Source organism: Achromobacter sp. KK8, assembly GCF_054188005.1.
On the sequence record NZ_CM135178.1, the window covers coordinates 4826613 to 4842607 of the forward strand.

The following is a 15995-nucleotide window of genomic DNA, read 5'->3' on the forward strand; positions in this document are numbered from 1 at the left end:
AAGGAGCCGTTATGCAAACCGTGATCTCTCCCGAAGCCGCCGCCCCGCAGGCGCTGCGCCTGGACGACAGCCAGCGCGTGCGCTGCGAAGTCTGGACCCGCGTCATGGGCTACCACCGCCCCGTGTCTTCCTTCAATACCGGCAAACAAGGCGAATTCAATGAACGCCGCTTCTTCGTCGAACAACGTGCCTGAAGCGGCCGGCGGCCGCAAGGCCGCCCCCGCCCGCCACCCACCGCGCATGGCCTATGCCGCGCCGCCGCGGCCGGCGGCCCAGCCGCTGCCGCGCCATTCCCCGGCGGTGGGCGGGCTGACGCCGTTTTCCACCGTGGACTGGCCCGGCACGCTGGCCGCCGTCATCTTCATCGCCGGCTGTCCGTGGCGCTGCCACTACTGCCACAACCCCGAACTGCAGACGCGCAACGCGCGCTACGACTGGCGCGACGTGCGCGCCTTCCTCGACAACCGCCAGGGGCTGCTGGACGCCGTGGTGTTCTCCGGCGGCGAACCGCTGAGCGAGCCGCGCCTGCCGTCGATGATCCGCGAGGCGCGGCGCATGGGCTATCGCATCGGCCTGCACACGGCCGGCATCTATCCGCTGCGGCTGGCCGACGTGCTGCGCTACCTGGACTGGGTCGGCCTGGACATCAAGGCCGACGCGCAGGGCTATGACGACATCACCGGCCGGCGCGATTCGCACCGCCCGGCGCAGGCCTGCCTGACGCAGTTGCTGACGGCCGGCGTGGATTTCGAATGCCGCATCACCTGGCATCCCGACTGGCTCGACGAGACCCGGTTGCTGGGATTGGCGCGCGAACTGGCGCGGCGCGGCGTCAAGCGCTTCGCGGTGCAGGGCGCGCGCAGCTGCCCCAGCACGCCGCCGGCGCGGCTGCTGGGCACGCAGGCACAGGCTTTGCTGCGCGGCTGGTTCGAGGAATTCGCCTACCGCTGAGCGCTGGCGCGTCCCAGGCGCGCCGCCAGCGCCGCGTGAAAGCGCGGCGACGCCACCGCGCCCACATTGCAGCGCGACCACGGCGACACGGCGGTCGGGTCGACGCTGAACACCCGGCCCGGCGCCATGATGACCTTCTCGGGCATCAGGTCCTGGGCCAGCGCCAGCGAATTGTCCACGCCCGGAAACGCCGACCACAGGTACAGCGAGCTGGTGGGCCGCGCGTAGACCTCGGCGCCCAGCGAATCCAGCACCCGCAGCGCGTCGCCGGTGGCCGCCTCCAGCCGCTGGCGCAGGCGCACCAGATGGCGTTCGTAGTGGCCGTCGCGCAGCATCACGTCGACCATGCGCTCGCAGTATTCCGAACTGCTGACGTGCACCAGCGCCTTCAGGTCCGCCAGATCGCTGGCCAGGCCCGCGCCGCAGGCGATGAAGCCGACCCGCAAGGCCGCCGAGAACGACTTCGAGAAACTGCCGATGTAGACCGTGCGTTCCAGCTGATCCAGCGCCGACAGCCGCACCGCCGAGGTCGGCTTGAAGTCGGCCAGCGGGTCGTTCTCCACCACGATCAGGTTGTAGCGCTCGGACAGCTGCAGCAGCTTGTAGGCCTTGGCCGGCGAGATGTCCGAACCGGTGGGATTGTGCGCCAGCGACTGGGTGAAAAAGAGGCGCGGCTTCTCGCGCTGCAACAAGGCCTCCAGCGCCGCCAGGTCAGGCCCGTCCGCCAGGCGCGGCACGCCCAGCATGCGCACGCCCGCCAGCTTGAGCTTGCCGAACAGCGGGTAGTAGCCCGGATCGTCCACCAGCGCCGCCGCGCCCGGCGGCAGGAAATAGCGGATCACCAGGTCCATGGCCTCGTTGGCGCCGTGCGTCAACACCAGTTGCGACGGCGCCGCGCTGATGCCGACGTCGCCCAGCTTGCGCACCAGGCTCTCGCGCAGCGGCGCGTAGCCGAAACGGCTGCCATAGCGGAACAGCGTGCCCAGGCCGGTGCGCACCACCTTCTGGTGATAGCGGTCCATGCGCATGTCGGCCAGCCATTCCACCGGCGGGAAACCGTCGCCGGCGGCGATGGCGTCTGGTTGGGTCTTGAGCTGCTCGCGCATCAGCCAGACGATGTCCATGGCGCGGCTCAACTGGCCCGGCTCCTCGTCGGCGGCGCGCCGCGCCGGACCGGTATCGAGCACGTAGAAGCCCGAGCCGCGGCGCGGTTCCACCAGCCCGCGCGCCACCAGCATCTCGAACGCCACCACCACGGTGTTCTTGGCGTAGCGGTGCAATTGCGCCAGCTCGCGCAGCGATGGCAATTTATCGCCCGGGCGGTAGACGCCCTCGGCGATCTGGCGCCCGATCAGGCGCGCCAGGCTTTCGGCGATGGGCGCGGCGCGCGGGGCGCGGCCCGGGGAGTTATCGGCGTCCACGGCGTGGTTTCCAGCGGGAAAAAGTCGAAAATTGGTGCAGTGCGATGGTACTGTTCGCCCAAACTGTACCTCTGAATGCCGGTACAGTTTACCTAGAATCTGGCCACCCAATTCTTAGATTTCCGATGGAGACACATGCCATGGTGGCCGATTCACGCCTGCCCAACTTCCGCGCCCTCACCCCCGCCCAACGCCTCGCCGCCATCGCCGACGCGGCCGGCCTGACGCCCGAGGAACGCCAGCAACTGGCCGAACCGGGCGCGCTGGGCCTGGACCGCGCCGACGGCATGATCGAGAACGTCATCGGCGCCTTCGAGCTGCCGCTGGGCGTGGCCGGCAACTTCCAGGTCAACGGCCGCGACGTGCTGGTGCCGATGGCGGTGGAAGAACCGTCGGTGGTGGCGGCCGCCTCGTTCATGGCCAAGCTGGCGCGCGAGAACGGCGGCTTCGAAACCTCCAGCACCCGGCCGCTGATGCGCGCCCAGGTGCAGGTGCTGGGCCTGACCGATCCGCACGGCGCGCGCGTGGCCCTGCTGCGCGAACGCGAGCGCATCGTCAAGCTGGCCAACAGCCGCGACCAGGTGCTGATCGGCCTGGGCGGCGGCTGCCAGGACATCGAGGCGCACGTGTTCGCCGACACGCCGCGCGGCCCGATGCTGGTGCTGCACCTGATCGTCGACGTGCGCGACGCCATGGGCGCCAACACCGTCAACACCATGGCCGAGGCCGTGGCGCCGCTGGTCGGAGAGATCACCGGCGGCACGGTGCGGCTGCGCATCCTGTCCAACCTGGCCGACCTGCGCCTGTCGCGGGCCCGCGTGCGCCTGACGCCGCAAACGCTCGACACAAAGGACCGCAGCGGCGCCGAGATCATCGAGGGCGTGCTGGACGCCTACGTGTTCGCCGCCACCGACCCGTACCGCGCCGCCACCCACAACAAGGGCATCATGAACGGCATCGACCCGGTCATCGTCGCCACCGGCAACGATTGGCGCGCGGTCGAGGCCGGCGCCCATGCCTACGCCTGCCGCGACGGCCGCTACACCTCGCTGACGCATTGGGAAAAGGACGCCAGCGGCGCCCTGGTCGGCACGCTGGAAATGCCGATGCCGGTGGGCCTGGTGGGCGGCGCCACCAAGACCCATCCGCTGGCGCGGCTGGCGCTCAAGATCATGGCGGTGCGCTCGGCCCAGGAACTGGGCGAGATCGCCGTGGCCGTGGGCCTGGCGCAGAACCTGGGCGCGCTGCGGGCGCTGGCCACCGAGGGCATCCAGCGCGGCCACATGGCGCTGCACGCGCGCAACATCGCGCTGACGGTGGGCGCGGTGGGCGCCGAGGTCGACCAATTGGCCCGCCGCATGGCCGAGGAAAAGGACGTGCGCGCCGACCGCGCGCTGGCGCTGCTGGAGGAACTGCGGAAACCGGCCTGACGGCGCGGAACGGCCGGCGCAGGCACGCCGGCCGCACAAGAACAGAGGCGGCGCCGGGAACCTCCCGCGCCGCCCGTCCATCAAGGAGACAGACATGGAAAGAGACAGCAAGGCGTCCGCCGGACGCCTGGCCGAAGTATGGAACGACACGGTCGACCTGCGCCACCTGGCGTGGGCCATCGCCATCGGCATCGCCGTCAGCGTGGCCGGCTTCTACGCCGCCAGCGGCTGGCTGCGCGACAAGGTCGCCTCGCCCGAACTGGCGCACGCCTACGCCATGCTGGCCGGCCTGGCCGGCTGCGTGCTGGCGGGCGTGATCTGCGCCCGCCTGTTCCCGCCCAAGCGCGAAGTGGTCGAGCACAGCGCCTCGCACGATCCGGCCTGGCGCGCCGAGGTGCTGGCCGAACTGGCCGCGCAACCGGGCGGCCTGGGCACGCTGGCGGACCTGCCGCCCGCGGTGGTCAAGGAGCTGAAGGAACTGGACCTGTACGAGCTGTTCGCCGCGCCCGCCGCGGCGCCGGCGCCACAGGCCCAACCGCGCAACGTGCGTGAAGAGGTGCCGGCATGAGCGATCCCGTGTTGCTTGAACAGATCATGGTGGCCGCCGGCATGGGCCTTCTGGGCGCGGTGGTGTTCGCCGCCATCGGCCTGGTGTCCGGCACCGACGAGACCACCACGCTGGCGCCGCTGACGCTGCTGGTGGTGCTGCTGGGCGTGCCGCCGGCCGGCGTCTTCACCTTCTTCCTGGCCGGCGCGGTGGCCAAGCACATGACCCACGCGGTGCCGACGGCGCTGCTGGGCATTCCCGGCGACACGCTCGCCACGCCGCTGCTGCAGGACGCCAACATGCTGCGCAAGCTGGGCGTGCCGCACATCGCGCTGCGCAAGATGGTGTCGGGCGCCATCGTCGCCGCCTTCGTGGCGGTGCCGCTGGCGGTGCTGTTCGCCGTGCTGCTGGCGCCGTTCGGCGGCGCCATCACCAAGTCGGCGCCGTGGATCTTCCTGGCCGCGGCGGTGCTGATCGCCTATTTCTCGGCCGGCCGCTGGGCCGCGGTGGCGCTGCTGGTGCCTTTCGTGGTGGTGATCGTGGCGCTGCAGAGCCTGACCGCCAAGTACGGCGTCAAGCTCAGCATCAGCTACTTCCTGGGCATCGCCATCGGCCCGCTGATCGCCGACCTGTTCACCGTGATCGCGCCGCAGGGCCGCGCCAAAATGATGCGCGACAAGGTGCGCACGTTCTCGCTGGCGCCGGACGTCAAGGGCTGGTCGGGCTACTTCCCCAACCCGCTCAAGGTGATGGATCGCATCCAGACCCGCTGGACCCTGGCCACCGCCACCATCTCCAGCGCCACCTTCGTGTTCAGCCCGGTGGCGATGACGGTGGTGCTGGGCGAACTGGTGGGCTCGCGCGTCAAGCATGCCTATCACCGCCTGACCACGGTGCTGAGCGCGCGCAACGGCGTCACCGAGGCCACCTACATCGCCGAGGCCCTGATCCCGCTGATCGCTTTCGGCCTGCCGCTCAGCCCGGTGGCCGCCGGTCCGGCCGCGCCGCTGTTCAACGCCCCGCCGCGCTTCACGGTGGACGCGGCCAGCGGCCAGACCCACAACCTGCACAACCTGCTGAACCACTGGGAGTTCCTGGGCTACGGCATGCTGGCGGTGCTGCTGGCGGCGATCGTGTCGTATCCGTTCGCCATGAACTTCGCGCGCCGCGCCGCGCTGTTCGTGTCGCGCAAGGTCAGCCACGAGGCCATCATCGCCACCTTCGTCGGCCTGATCATCGTGATCAGCGTGTGGGAAGGCCAGTTCCTGGGCCTGCTGGTGATCCTGACCATGGGCCTGTTCGGCGGCCTGCTGTCGCGCCTGTTCGGCTTCAACACCGGCGTGCAGTTCATGGGCTACTACACCGCCGTGCTGACGGTGCCGGCGCTGGTCAAGCTGGTGGCGTGATTCACCGGCGGCAAGGGGCGGAGCCGCCGTGCTCCGCCCCTTTTTTGCTTTCGCGGCGACCGCGTCCGGGCGCGGCGCCTTCATCCCCCCCGCTTTCCCCCGCCCGCTTGATCCCGCGCAAGGCGGCGCGGCATGCCTTGCTCTAGCCTCGGAGCCACTGTTCCCAATAAAGGCTCCCATTTCATGACGTGGTTCAAATCCCTCACACTCGCCGGACGCGAATTGCTGCCCATCGTCCAGGGCGGCATGGGCGTCGGCGTATCCGCCCATCGCCTGGCCGGCGCGGTCGCCAGCCAGAACGCGGTCGGCACCATTGCCAGTGTGGACTTGCGCCATCACCATCCGGACCTGATCGAGCAGACCGAGGACTGCCGCGACCGCGAGCAGATCGACAACGCCAACCTGGTGGCCCTGGACCGTGAAGTGCGCGCCGCGCTCGACACCGCGCAGGGGCGCGGCGTGGTGGCCGTGAACGTCATGAAGGCGGTGCGCGACCATCCCGCGCTGGTGCGCCAGGCCTGCGAAAGCGGCGCCCAGGCCATCGTCATGGGCGCCGGCCTGCCGCTGGACCTGCCCGACATGACCGCCGACTATCCCAAGGTGGCCCTGGTGCCGATCCTGTCCGAAGCGCGCGGCGTGGCGGCGGTGCTGAAGAAATGGATGAAGAAAGGCCGCATGGCCGACGCCGTGGTCATCGAGCACCCCGGCTACGCTGGCGGCCACCTGGGCGCGGCCCGCCTGGACGACATCCACGATGAACGCTTCGACTTCAAGCGCGTGCTGGCCGAATGCCGCCAGCTGTTCCAGGACCTGCAACTGGGCCGCGACGCCCCGCGCCTCATCGTGGCCGGCGGCGTCGGCAGCCATGAACAGGTACGCCACTGGCTCGGCAACGGCGCCGACGGCGTGCAGGTCGGCACGGCCTTCGCCGTGACCCGGGAAGGCGACGCGCACGAGAATTTCAAGCGCGTGCTGATGGAAGCCGATCCCGACAATCTGGCCGAATTCACCAGCGTCGCCGGCCTGCCGGCCCGCGCCGTGCCGACGCCCTGGCTGACGCGCTACCTGCGCCAGGAAAAGACGCTGCAGGAAAACACCCGCTGCGACGCGCGCCGCTGCAGCCAGCGCATGGACTGCCTGACGCAGTGCGGACTGCGCGACGGCATCGCGCGCTTCGGCCAGTTCTGCATCGACCTGAAGCTGGCCGCCGCCATGCGCGGCGAAGTCAGTCGCGGCCTGTTCTTCCGGGGCGCCTCCAAGCTGCCGTTCGGCGACGCCATGCGCAGCGTGCGCGAGCTGATGGACTACCTGCTGAACGGCAGGATGCCGACGGCGGCCTGACCGGCCGGCCCGTGGCTGCCCCCTTCATACGGGGTCGGGAAAATTATTGAACGACGTATAATCTTATTTTTCGTTCAATAATTTCCCGCCCCATGTCCCTCGCCGATCCGCACGACTCCCCCGCCCCCGGCCTGCGCGAGCGCAAGCGCCAGCAGACGCTGGACCATCTGGCCCAGACCGCCTACCGCCTGTTCGAGACCCTGGGCTACGAGGTCGTCACCATGGAACAGATCGCGGCCCAGGCGGATGTTTCCAAGGGCACGCTGTACAACCATTTCCCGGTCAAGGAAGCCCTGCTGGCGCACCGCTTCCACGCCGAGCTGGCCGCCAGCATGGTGGACCTGCTGCCCAGGCTGCGCGCGGTGCCCGGCTTTGCCGCGCGGCTCAGGCGTGTCCTGCACGCCTCCGCGCATTGGTCCGAAGCCAACCGCGCCTATCTCGGGCCCTACCTGCGCTACCGCCTGTCGACCCTGCGCCCCGACGCCCAGGGCGACGGCCGCTCGCCGCGCAGCGGCTTGCAGACGCTGTTCCACAGCCTCATCACGCAAGGGCAGCAGGCGGGCCAATTGCGTGCCGACCTGCCTGCCGACCTGCTCACGCACCAACTGCAGTTCCTGCACCTGGGCGCGCTGCTGCGCTGGCTCGACCTGCCCGGCGCCAGCCTGCGGCGCGAATTCGATGCGCTGCTTTCATTGTTCCTGCAAGGCGCGGCGCCATCCGGGAGCGCCGCGTGACCACCGCGGCCATCCTGGACTGGACCGCCGCCCGCGAGGCTGGCGTCGCGGGCGCGGGCGGCAAGGGCTGGCAGTTGGCGCGCATGGCGCAACTCGGGGTTCCGGTGCCGCCGGGCTTCGTGCTGGCGGCGTCCGCCAGCCTCGCGCGACGCCCCGGCGAGCCCGTGGCCGACGCGCTGGCGCAGGCGCTGCACGAGGCCCTGCGCCAGCGCGGCTGGCTCGACCTGCCCCTGGCGCTGCGCTCCTCGTCGCCCCAGGAAGACGCGCGCACCGCATCGTTCGCCGGCATCCATCTGTCGTGCCTGAACGTGCGCGGCGCGGCGGCGGCCGTCGACGCCGTGCGACACATCTGGGACTCGGCCTGGTCGCCGCAGGCGGACGCCTACCGCCAGCGCCTCGGCCTGCAAGCCGAAGAACGCCCCATGGCCGTGGTGGTCATGCCCCTGCTGCCCGCCACGTCCTCCGGCATCGCCTTCACCTGCGACCCGCTCGGCGGCCGCCTCGATCGCATGGTGATCCACGCCAACTGGGGCCTGGGCGAATCCCTGGTGGGCGGCCAGGCCGAGGGTGACGAATACCACTTGCACGCGGATGCCCGTCAATTGGCCTGGCTCCTGGCCCGCCAACGCATCGGCGCCAAACGCCGCGCCACCCTGCCCGCTGCCGGCGGCGGCACACAACTGGGGGAGCAGTCGGCGGCGCGGGCAGCGCAGCCCGTCCTGAGGCCCGCGCAGGTGGACGCGCTGGCCGCCCTGGCGCGCGACGCCGCCCGCGCCCTGGACTATTCCGGCGCCCCTTACGACCTGGAATGGGTCCACGACGGCCAGGATTTCTGGATCGTGCAGGCCCGGCCCGTCACCGCCATGGCGCGCCACACCTACCCCGGCCTGCAATCGCAACCTTCCTACTGGTCGCGCGGCAATACCCGCGAAGTGCTGCCTTTGCCCATGTCCGCGCTGGAATGGGACGGCGGCCGCCTGATGGCCGAGCGCATGCTGACTCGCGGCTTCGAACTGAGCGGCTACCGCACGCTGCCGGGCGCGCGCCTGGCGGCAATGTTCGACGGCCGCGTCTACCTGGACGCCTCCGTGATCCAGTGGGTCGGCCACGATGCGCTCGGCATCGCCCCGAGCGCCATGAACGCGCTGCTGGGCGGCCCGCAGCCCGAGATCCAGGTGCCCGCGCCCGGCCTGGCGCAGCGCTGGCGCCACGCACTGCGCATGCTGCGCTACCTGCGCCGGGCCGGGCCGCTGCGGCGCCGCGCCGACGCCGACCTGCCGCGCCAGTTCGCGCGGGCGCGGGCCTGGCTGGATGAAACGCCGCCGGCCGACAGCGCGGCGCTGGGCGCGCGCCTGCTGGAGCAATTCCGCACCGTGGCCGCCGCCGACGACCTGTTCTTCCTGCAAGGCTCGGGCGGCGGCGCCCTGTCCAAACTGCTGGAATGGGTGGAACGCGCCCGTCCCGGCCAAGGCCATGCGCTGACCGCAGCGCTGATGGCCGGCGGCGAACCCAGCGTGACGGCGTCCCAAAGCTATGACCTGATGGCGCTGGCGCAACGGGCGGCGCGCGAACCGCACACCCTGGCCTGGCTACGCGAGCCGGGCCGCGATGGCGCCGCCTGGGCCAGGCGCCTGCCGCCGGACAGCGCCTTCCGCCAGGCGCTGGCGGATTTCCTGGGGCGCTACGGCCATCGCGCGGTGTACGAAACCTATCTGCGCAATCCGCGCTGGCGCGAAGCGCCCGACTACCTGCTGGACAGCGTGCTGAACCTGATCGGCGCCGACCCCGCGGCGCTGCGCGCCCGCCAGGAACGGGCCGCGCGCGAGGCATGGCACGCCGTGCGCGCCGCCCTGCCCTGGTGGCAACGTCCGCTGGCCGCGAAGCTGTTGGCGGCCGCGCGCCGTGAAGGCGCCCAGCGCGAAGCCGCGCGCAGCGTGCTGGTGGCGTACCTGGCGGCGGCGCGCCGCAGCGCGCTGGAGCTGGGCACGCGCATGCGTGGCGCGGACGGCCTGGGGGCCGCCGACGACATCTTCCACCTGACCGCCGAAGAGATCTTCGCGCTCGCCGCGGGCCGTCTCGCCCCCGCGGCCGCCGCGCGCCGCGCCGCCGACCGGTGCGCGCGCCTGGCGGCGTGGGCCGAAGCGCCCGATCGCGACGTGATCGTCGAATACGGCGAGGCGCCCCCGGTGGTCGCGCCCGCCGCGCCGGTCGGTGGCAACGCCTCCTGGCGCGGCACGCCGGTCGCCAGCGGCCGGGCGCAGGGCCCCGCCTTCGTCGCCCAGGATCCGCACGCGGCGCTGGCGATGCCGGCCGGCGCCATCCTGGTGGCGCCCTCCACCGATCCGGCCTGGACGCCGCTGTTCCTGCGCGCCGGAGCAGTGGTCATGGAGGCCGGCGGCTACCTGTCGCACGGCGCCATCGTCGCGCGCGAGTTCGGCATACCGACCGTGGTCAACGTGCAGGGCATCCTGCGCCAGGTGGCCAGCGGCGACTGGCTGGAGGTCGACGCCGCGCGAGGCACGGTGCGGCGCCTGCCGGCACCCGCCGGCGCGGCAACCCCCGACGGCGGCCCGCCGCGGCCTCGGCAGCCTTAGCGGAGGTCGCCGCCGGGCGGCGTCGGCTCAGCGCGCCGCCGGCAGGTCGAACTCGAATACCGCGCCGGGCTCGGGCCGCTCCACCAACCGGATGTCGCTGTGGTGCAGTTGCAGGATGCGGTGCACGATCACCAGCCCCAGCCCGCCGCCATCGCGCGGCCCGTTGGCCAGCACCGAGGCGCGGGTGAACAGGCCGGCGCGCAAGGCTTCGGGAATGCCCGCGCCGTTGTCGCTGACCCGCACCTGCACGCCGCCGCGCGCCGCGCCCAGGCGCAGCTCGATGCGCCCGCCCGGGGCCGTGTGGCGGATGGCATTGTCCAGCAGATTGGTCAGCACCCGCTCGATCATGCCCAGGTCGGCGCGCACCGGCGGCAGTTCCTGGTCGATGGCGGTGGTAAGCCGCTGCTGGCGCGCCTCGGCGGCCAACTCGAATTTCTGGATCACGTCCTGCGCCAGCTCGGGCAGCGAGAACGTTTCAGGCTCCAGCCGCACCAGCCCGGACTCCAGCCGCGCCAGCTCGAACAATTCCTGCGCCAGCCGGCCGACCTTGCGGCTCTGCGCCAGCGCGATATCCAGGTAGCGGCGGCGCTCGGCCGCGTCCAGCGTTTCGTCCTTGAGCCGCAGCGTTTCCAGATAGCCGTGCAGCGAGGTCAGCGGCGTGCGCAGGTCGTGCGAGATGTTCGCCACCAGGTCGCGCCGCTGCTGGTCCTGGCGTGTCAGTTCGCGCCACTGCTCGGAGATGCGCCGTCCCATCTGCACGAAGCTGCGGCGCAGCAGCGAAATCTCGTCGCCGCTGGTATCGCCGGCGTCGGCCGGCTTTTCCAGCGCGGCCAGCGCGCGGCCGCCGTCGTCGCCGAAGGCGCGCACCGCGCGCGTCAGCCCCCGCAGCGGCCGCGTGATCAGGCCGAATGCCGCCAGGCCCGCCACCAGGCCCAGCAAGGCCACCAGCGCGATCGACCACAGGGTGGTGCGCAGCACCGCGCTGCGCGAGGCCGCCATGGCCAGCGCGTCGTGCGCCTGGCCTTGCAGCACCACATAGACATAACCCTGCTCGCGCCCCGCCACGCGCACCGGGGCGGCCGAGAACACCTTGGCGGTATCCAGGTGGCGCGGATCGTCGCCCGCGATCGGCAGCGCCCCGCCCGCCAGGAAGCGGCGCACCGGCGCCAGATCCACGCGGTCGCGCTTGATCTGCCCGGGCGGCGCCGCGTCGCCGACGATGCGGCCGTCGTTGTCCAGCAGGTAGACCTCGACCGCCGGATTCACCATCATCAGCATCGAGAACAGCGAGCGCACCGCCTCCGGCTTCCAGCCATTGGCGTCCATCAGCTCGTTGGTGCCGGCGATGTGCTGCGCCAGGCCGCTGGACAGCCGCTGCACCACTTCCTGTTCGTAGCGCAGGTTGGCCGAGATCTGCAGCCAGGCCGACGCGCCGCAGCAGGCCAGCAGCAGCAAGGCGAATACCGCCGACAGGCGCTGGGTCAGCGTCAGGCGCTTCATGGCGTCGGCTCCGCCGGCGCGCCCGGCGCCGCCGCGAACTTGTAGCCACGCCCCCAGACCGTCAGGATGCGCTGGGGATTGGACGGATCGGCCTCGATCTTGGTGCGCAACCGGTTGATGTGGGTGTTGACGGTGTGCTCGTAGCCTTCGTGCTGGTAGCCCCACACCTGGTTCAACAGATCCAGCCGCGAGAACACCTTGTCCGGGTTGCGGGCGAAGAAATGCAGCAGGTCGAATTCACGCGGCGTCAGTTCCAGCCGGCGCTCGTCGACCGAGGCGGTGCGGGCGATCGGGTCGATGGCCACGCCGTGCTGGCGCAGGCTGCCGGCGTCGATGCGGGCATTGCGCTCCAGCGCCTCGGTGCGGCGCAGCAGCGCGCGCACCCGCGCCACCAGCTCCAGCATCGAGAACGGCTTGGCCAGGTAGTCGTCGGCGCCCAGTTCCAGGCCGAGGATGCGGTGCACCTCGCTGGAGCGGGCGCTGGTGATGATGATCGGGGTGTAGCGTGTCATGGCGCGGGCGCGCTTGCAGATTTCCAGGCCGTCGATGCCGGGCAGCATCAGGTCCAGCACCAGCGCGTCCCAGCCGCCCTCTTCGAGCCGGCGCATGCCTTCGTTGCCGTCGGCGGCGTACTCGACGGCATAGCCCTCGTCACGCAGGTGCAGGCGCAGCAATTCGGCGATGTGGGCGTCGTCTTCGACGATCAGGACGCGGCGGGGCGTATCCATAGGGGCTCGGTGCAAGGGTGGCGGCCGGGGCCGCGGACAACGCCGGGCGCGGGCGATCCGCCCCGGCAGCGCTATTGTCGCCAATCCATGGCCGGCGAGTTATCACATTTATTTTAAGTTTGCGTGAGGACTTCGATATCGGCGCCGGGGAAGAATGGCTCCAACGACAACAACCGCCTCCCCGAGGAGCCCCGCCATGATGGCCACGCCCGCCACCCCAGACGCCCCCGCCGCCCCGGCGCCCGACAGCCGCGGCCCGGTCCATCCCGGCTGGCTGCGCATCATGCATTGGCTCAATGCGCTGGCCGTGGTCATCATGGTGACCAGCGGCTGGCGCATTTACAACGCCGCGCCGTTCTTCGACTTCACCTTTCCCAACGGCGCCACCCTGGGCGGCTGGCTGGGCGGCGCGCTGCAATGGCACTTCGCCGGCATGTGGCTGCTGCTGGTCAACGGCCTGCTCTACCTGGGGCTGAACCTGACCACCGGCCGCCTGTGGCGCAAGTTCTTCCCGGTCGGCCCGCGCGGCGTCGCCCGCGACCTGGCCGCGGCCCTGCGCGGCAAGCTGTCGCATGCCGACCCGCGCCACTACAACCAGGTGCAGCGGCTGGCCTATCTGTTCGTCATCGCGGATATCACGGTGCTGGTCCTGTCGGGCCTGGTGCTGTGGAAGTCGGTGCAGTTCGACACGCTGCGCACGCTGCTGGGCGGCTATGAATTCGCGCGCCGCATCCATTTCTTCGCCATGGCGCTGCTGGTGGCGTTCGTGGCGGTGCACCTGGTCATGGTGGCGCTGGTGCCGCGCAGCCTCATCGCCATGATCCGCGGCAAATAAGGAGACTCTCGTGAGCGCAAAACGACGCCTGTCGCTGCTGGGCCTGGACGGCCCCGCCATCCTCAAGGAAGCCGTGAAGATCCTGGACAAGCGGGTCGAGGCGCCCTCGCGCCGGGCCTTCCTGCGCCGCGGCCTGACGCTGGGCGGGCTGGCGATGCTGTCCGGCTGCACGCTGTCCGACGACGAAAACGTCGAAAAGGCGCTGACCGCGGTGTCGCGCTTCAACGATCGCGTGCAGGGCTGGATCTTCGACCCGAACAAGCTGGCACCCACCTACCCGGAATCGATGATCACCCGCCCGTTCCCGTTCAATGCCTATTACGGCATCGACGAGGTGCGGCAGGTCGAGGAAGAGAGCTTCCGGCTGGAGGTCACCGGCCTGGTGGCGGACAAGCGCCGCTGGCGGCTGGACGAGCTGCGCGCCATGGCGCAGATCGACCAGGTCACGCGCCACATCTGCGTCGAAGGCTGGAGCGCCATCGGCAAATGGGGCGGCGTGCCGTTCTCGGCCTTCCTGAAGCGCGTGGGCGCCGACCTGACGGCGAAGTACGTCGGCTTCAAGTGCGCCGACGACTACTACACCAGCATCGACATGCCCACCGCATTGCATCCGCAGACGATCCTGGCGCTGACCTACGACGGCCAGACGCTGCCGCCGGAGTACGGCTTCCCGATGAAGCTGCGGATGCCCACCAAGCTTGGCTACAAGAACCCCAAGCACATCCAGGCGATTTTCGTCACCAACACCTACCCGGGCGGTTACTGGGAGGACCAGGGCTACAACTGGTTCGGCGGCAGCTAGGTGCTTTTTTCTTTCCACCACGAAACACCAGAGGAACGCATCATGAAGACACTCACCACCGCCGCATTTTCGCTGTGCCTGGCTTTTGGCGCGGTTGCCGCGCACGCGGCCGACAACATGTCCAAGGACGGCATGGCCAAGAGCGGCATGTCGAAAGATGGCATGTCGAAGGACGGCATGTCGAAGGACGGCATGTCGAAGGACGGCATGGCCAAGGATGGCATGTCGAAGAACTCCATGTCCAAGGACGGCATGTCGCACGACGGCATGAAGAAGGACGGCATGGCCAAGGATGGCATGTCGAAAGACGGGATGTCCAAGGGCGGTATGTCGAAGGACGGCATGTCCAAGGGCGGCTCCATGAGCAAGGACAGCATGGGCAAGTAGGCCTGCCGACCGCCCCGTCGGCGCCGGCCCGGCCGCGCCGACGGCCGGCCCGCGGCCACGCGGCCCCCATGAGCCATTCACCGAGGAACTTCCCATGAAACTGACACGCAGGCATTTCCTGGGCGCGAGCGGTGTATTCGCCGCCGCCGGCCTGGCGCCGCTGCTGGCCGGGCGTGGCGCCCGTGCCGCGCAGCCCCGCGCCTATCCCTATGCCCTGAGCGACGCCGAATGGCGCGCCCGGCTGACCAAGGCGCAATACGACGTGCTGCGCCAGGAAGGCACCGAACGGCCCTACACCAGCCCGCTCAACGACGAGCACCGCGCCGGCACGTTCGCCTGCGCCGGCTGCGCCCAGAAGCTGTTCTCGTCGGCCACCAAGTTCGACAGCGGCACGGGCTGGCCCAGCTTCTGGCAGCCGCTGGAACGCGCCGTCGACACGCTGGAAGACCGCAGCTTCGGCATGACCCGCACCGCCGTCAATTGCAGCAACTGCGGCGGCCATCTGGGCCACGTCTTCGACGACGGGCCGCGCCCGACCGGACTGCGCTACTGCATGAACGGCGTGGCCATGAGCTTCACCCCGCAGGCCTGACCTGGGCCGCCTTTTTTTCGAGGATTGCGCATCATGCCCCTTCTTTCCCTCTCCCGCGCCACGCTGGCCGCCGCCGGCGCCCTGTTCGCCCTGGGCTCGGCCGGCGCCGCCGAAACCGCCTTCGTCATTCCGCCGCCCGCGCTCGACGCCCCGGCCGGCGCGGCCCAGGAAAAGGCCGTGATCGCCGGCGGCTGCTTCTGGGGAGTGCAGGCGGTGTTCCAGCACGTCAAGGGCGTCACCTCGGCGGTCTCCGGCTACGCCGGCGGCCAGGCGTCCACCGCCGACTACGACACCGTCAGCGGCGGCCGCAGCGGCCACGCGGAATCCGTCGAGATCACCTACGACCCCAGCCAGGTCAGCTATGGCCAGCTGCTGCAGATCTATTTCTCGGTGGCGCACGATCCCACCCAGCTCAACCGCCAGGGTCCGGACAGCGGCACGCAGTACCGGTCCACGGTGTTCCCGGCCAATGACGACCAGCGCAAAGTGGCCGAGGCCTACATCGCGCAACTGAACAAGTCGGGCGTCTACCCGAAGGCGCTGGCGACCACGGTCGAGCCGCTCAAGGGCTTCTATCCCGCCGAGGGCTATCACCAGGACTACCTGGTGCGGCATCCGTACAGCATGTACATCATGGTGAACGACGTGCCCAAGGTGGAGAACCTGGCCCGGACCTTCCCGGCGGCGTACCGCGACAAGCCGGTGCTGGTGAATCCATAGACGGTCG

Annotated in this window: 15 protein-coding genes and 2 pseudogenes; 13 read left to right on the forward strand and 4 right to left on the reverse strand. The window is 70.4% G+C overall.

Features of this window, described 5'->3' with window-relative positions; genetic code table 11:
• Nucleotides 1-11: 11 nt before the first annotated feature.
• Nucleotides 12-194: an anaerobic ribonucleoside-triphosphate reductase gene (gene nrdD / locus ACVN9Z_RS22370; RefSeq protein ID WP_006395259.1), complete on the forward strand. Its 183-nt coding sequence runs from the start codon at nucleotides 12-14 to the stop codon at nucleotides 192-194.
• Complete coding sequence (locus tag ACVN9Z_RS22375) at nucleotides 160-951, forward strand: anaerobic ribonucleoside-triphosphate reductase activating protein (protein ID WP_020927865.1); 792 nt, start codon at nucleotides 160-162, stop codon at nucleotides 949-951. Before nrdD ends, ACVN9Z_RS22375 begins: the two co-directional genes overlap by 35 nt.
• Here ACVN9Z_RS22375 and ACVN9Z_RS22380 read toward each other — a convergent pair.
• Complete coding sequence (locus ACVN9Z_RS22380) at nucleotides 942-2372, reverse strand: aminotransferase-like domain-containing protein (protein ID WP_006384247.1); 1431 nt, start codon at nucleotides 2370-2372, stop codon at nucleotides 942-944. The two genes, ACVN9Z_RS22375 and ACVN9Z_RS22380, sit on opposite strands and share 10 nt — an antisense overlap.
• A gap of 140 nt (nucleotides 2373-2512) precedes the next feature.
• Between ACVN9Z_RS22380 and ACVN9Z_RS22385 the strand changes: the two genes are divergently transcribed.
• From ACVN9Z_RS22385 to ACVN9Z_RS22410, 6 genes are all read left to right on the forward strand, one after another.
• Nucleotides 2513-3802: a hydroxymethylglutaryl-CoA reductase, degradative gene (locus ACVN9Z_RS22385; protein ID WP_458212648.1), complete on the forward strand. Its 1290-nt coding sequence runs from the start codon at nucleotides 2513-2515 to the stop codon at nucleotides 3800-3802.
• A 94-nt stretch (nucleotides 3803-3896) separates the two neighbouring features.
• On the forward strand, nucleotides 3897-4370 hold the full coding sequence (locus ACVN9Z_RS22390; protein WP_047990889.1) for a hypothetical protein: 474 nt from the start codon (nucleotides 3897-3899) through the stop codon (nucleotides 4368-4370).
• Nucleotides 4367-5755, forward strand: coding sequence for a tripartite tricarboxylate transporter permease (locus ACVN9Z_RS22395; RefSeq protein WP_020927869.1), 1389 nt, complete (start codon nucleotides 4367-4369; stop codon nucleotides 5753-5755). Before ACVN9Z_RS22390 ends, ACVN9Z_RS22395 begins: the two co-directional genes overlap by 4 nt.
• 183 nt (nucleotides 5756-5938) lie before the next feature.
• Nucleotides 5939-7096, forward strand: a complete 1158-nt coding sequence (locus ACVN9Z_RS22400) for an NAD(P)H-dependent flavin oxidoreductase (protein WP_054496974.1) — start codon at nucleotides 5939-5941, stop codon at nucleotides 7094-7096.
• A 92-nt stretch (nucleotides 7097-7188) separates the two neighbouring features.
• On the forward strand, nucleotides 7189-7830 hold the full coding sequence (locus tag ACVN9Z_RS22405) for a TetR/AcrR family transcriptional regulator (protein WP_020927871.1): 642 nt from the start codon (nucleotides 7189-7191) through the stop codon (nucleotides 7828-7830).
• A complete protein-coding gene (locus ACVN9Z_RS22410; protein WP_458212649.1) occupies nucleotides 7827-10424 on the forward strand; it encodes a PEP/pyruvate-binding domain-containing protein in 2598 nt (865 codons plus the stop codon). The genes ACVN9Z_RS22405 and ACVN9Z_RS22410 overlap by 4 nt, the downstream gene beginning before the upstream one ends.
• Nucleotides 10425-10451: 27 nt before the next feature.
• On the opposite strand, the gene ACVN9Z_RS22415 is transcribed toward ACVN9Z_RS22410, so the two are convergent.
• Complete coding sequence (locus ACVN9Z_RS22415; RefSeq protein ID WP_112957620.1) at nucleotides 10452-11924, reverse strand: sensor histidine kinase; 1473 nt, start codon at nucleotides 11922-11924, stop codon at nucleotides 10452-10454.
• Entirely contained in the window at nucleotides 11921-12652 is a 732-nt protein-coding gene (locus tag ACVN9Z_RS22420; protein ID WP_006387185.1) for a response regulator transcription factor, read from the reverse strand. The genes ACVN9Z_RS22415 and ACVN9Z_RS22420 overlap by 4 nt, the downstream gene beginning before the upstream one ends.
• Nucleotides 12653-12848: 196 nt before the next feature.
• Between ACVN9Z_RS22420 and ACVN9Z_RS22425 the strand changes: the two genes are divergently transcribed.
• The 3 genes and pseudogenes from ACVN9Z_RS22425 to ACVN9Z_RS22435 all read left to right on the forward strand — a co-directional run.
• Nucleotides 12849-13487, forward strand: a complete 639-nt coding sequence (locus ACVN9Z_RS22425; protein WP_006387186.1) for a cytochrome b/b6 domain-containing protein — start codon at nucleotides 12849-12851, stop codon at nucleotides 13485-13487.
• Nucleotides 13488-13497: 10 nt separating this feature from the next.
• Complete coding sequence (locus tag ACVN9Z_RS22430; RefSeq protein ID WP_006387187.1) at nucleotides 13498-14289, forward strand: molybdopterin-dependent oxidoreductase; 792 nt, start codon at nucleotides 13498-13500, stop codon at nucleotides 14287-14289.
• Nucleotides 14290-14331: 42 nt separating this feature from the next.
• Nucleotides 14332-14499: pseudogene (locus tag ACVN9Z_RS22435) on the forward strand (pentapeptide MXKDX repeat protein); the annotation flags it as partial.
• Here ACVN9Z_RS22435 and ACVN9Z_RS22440 read toward each other — a convergent pair.
• A pseudogene (locus tag ACVN9Z_RS22440) lies at nucleotides 14473-14772 on the reverse strand (hypothetical protein); the annotation flags it as partial. The pseudogenes ACVN9Z_RS22435 and ACVN9Z_RS22440 overlap by 27 nt on opposite strands.
• Between ACVN9Z_RS22440 and msrB the strand changes: the two are divergent.
• Nucleotides 14771-15268 (forward strand): peptide-methionine (R)-S-oxide reductase MsrB, encoded by a 498-nt coding sequence (gene msrB / locus ACVN9Z_RS22445; RefSeq protein WP_038503644.1) that lies wholly within the window; start codon nucleotides 14771-14773, stop codon nucleotides 15266-15268. The pseudogene ACVN9Z_RS22440 and the gene msrB sit on opposite strands and share 2 nt — an antisense overlap.
• 33 nt (nucleotides 15269-15301) lie before the next feature.
• The gene (gene msrA, locus ACVN9Z_RS22450) at nucleotides 15302-15988 is read left to right on the forward strand and encodes a peptide-methionine (S)-S-oxide reductase MsrA (RefSeq protein WP_020927877.1); all 687 of its coding nucleotides are present in this window, start codon (nucleotides 15302-15304) and stop codon (nucleotides 15986-15988) included.
• The last annotated feature ends 7 nt before the right edge of the window (nucleotides 15989-15995 follow it).

Coding starts and splice junctions, on each gene's coding strand:
- ACVN9Z_RS22425 (WP_006387186.1), top strand. CDS start 12,849: ATGATGGCCACGCCCGCCACCCCAGACGCCCCCGCCGCCCCGGCGCCC.
- ACVN9Z_RS22390 (WP_047990889.1), top strand. CDS start 3,897: ATGGAAAGAGACAGCAAGGCGTCCGCCGGACGCCTGGCCGAAGTATGG.
- ACVN9Z_RS22405 (WP_020927871.1), top strand. CDS start 7,189: ATGTCCCTCGCCGATCCGCACGACTCCCCCGCCCCCGGCCTGCGCGAG.
- ACVN9Z_RS22395 (WP_020927869.1), top strand. CDS start 4,367: ATGAGCGATCCCGTGTTGCTTGAACAGATCATGGTGGCCGCCGGCATG.
- msrB (WP_038503644.1), top strand. CDS start 14,771: ATGAAACTGACACGCAGGCATTTCCTGGGCGCGAGCGGTGTATTCGCC.
- nrdD (WP_006395259.1), top strand. CDS start 12: ATGCAAACCGTGATCTCTCCCGAAGCCGCCGCCCCGCAGGCGCTGCGC.
- ACVN9Z_RS22415 (WP_112957620.1), bottom strand. CDS start 11,924: ATGAAGCGCCTGACGCTGACCCAGCGCCTGTCGGCGGTATTCGCCTTG.
- ACVN9Z_RS22400 (WP_054496974.1), top strand. CDS start 5,939: ATGACGTGGTTCAAATCCCTCACACTCGCCGGACGCGAATTGCTGCCC.
- msrA (WP_020927877.1), top strand. CDS start 15,302: ATGCCCCTTCTTTCCCTCTCCCGCGCCACGCTGGCCGCCGCCGGCGCC.
- ACVN9Z_RS22385 (WP_458212648.1), top strand. CDS start 2,513: ATGGTGGCCGATTCACGCCTGCCCAACTTCCGCGCCCTCACCCCCGCC.
- ACVN9Z_RS22375 (WP_020927865.1), top strand. CDS start 160: ATGAACGCCGCTTCTTCGTCGAACAACGTGCCTGAAGCGGCCGGCGGC.
- ACVN9Z_RS22420 (WP_006387185.1), bottom strand. CDS start 12,652: ATGGATACGCCCCGCCGCGTCCTGATCGTCGAAGACGACGCCCACATC.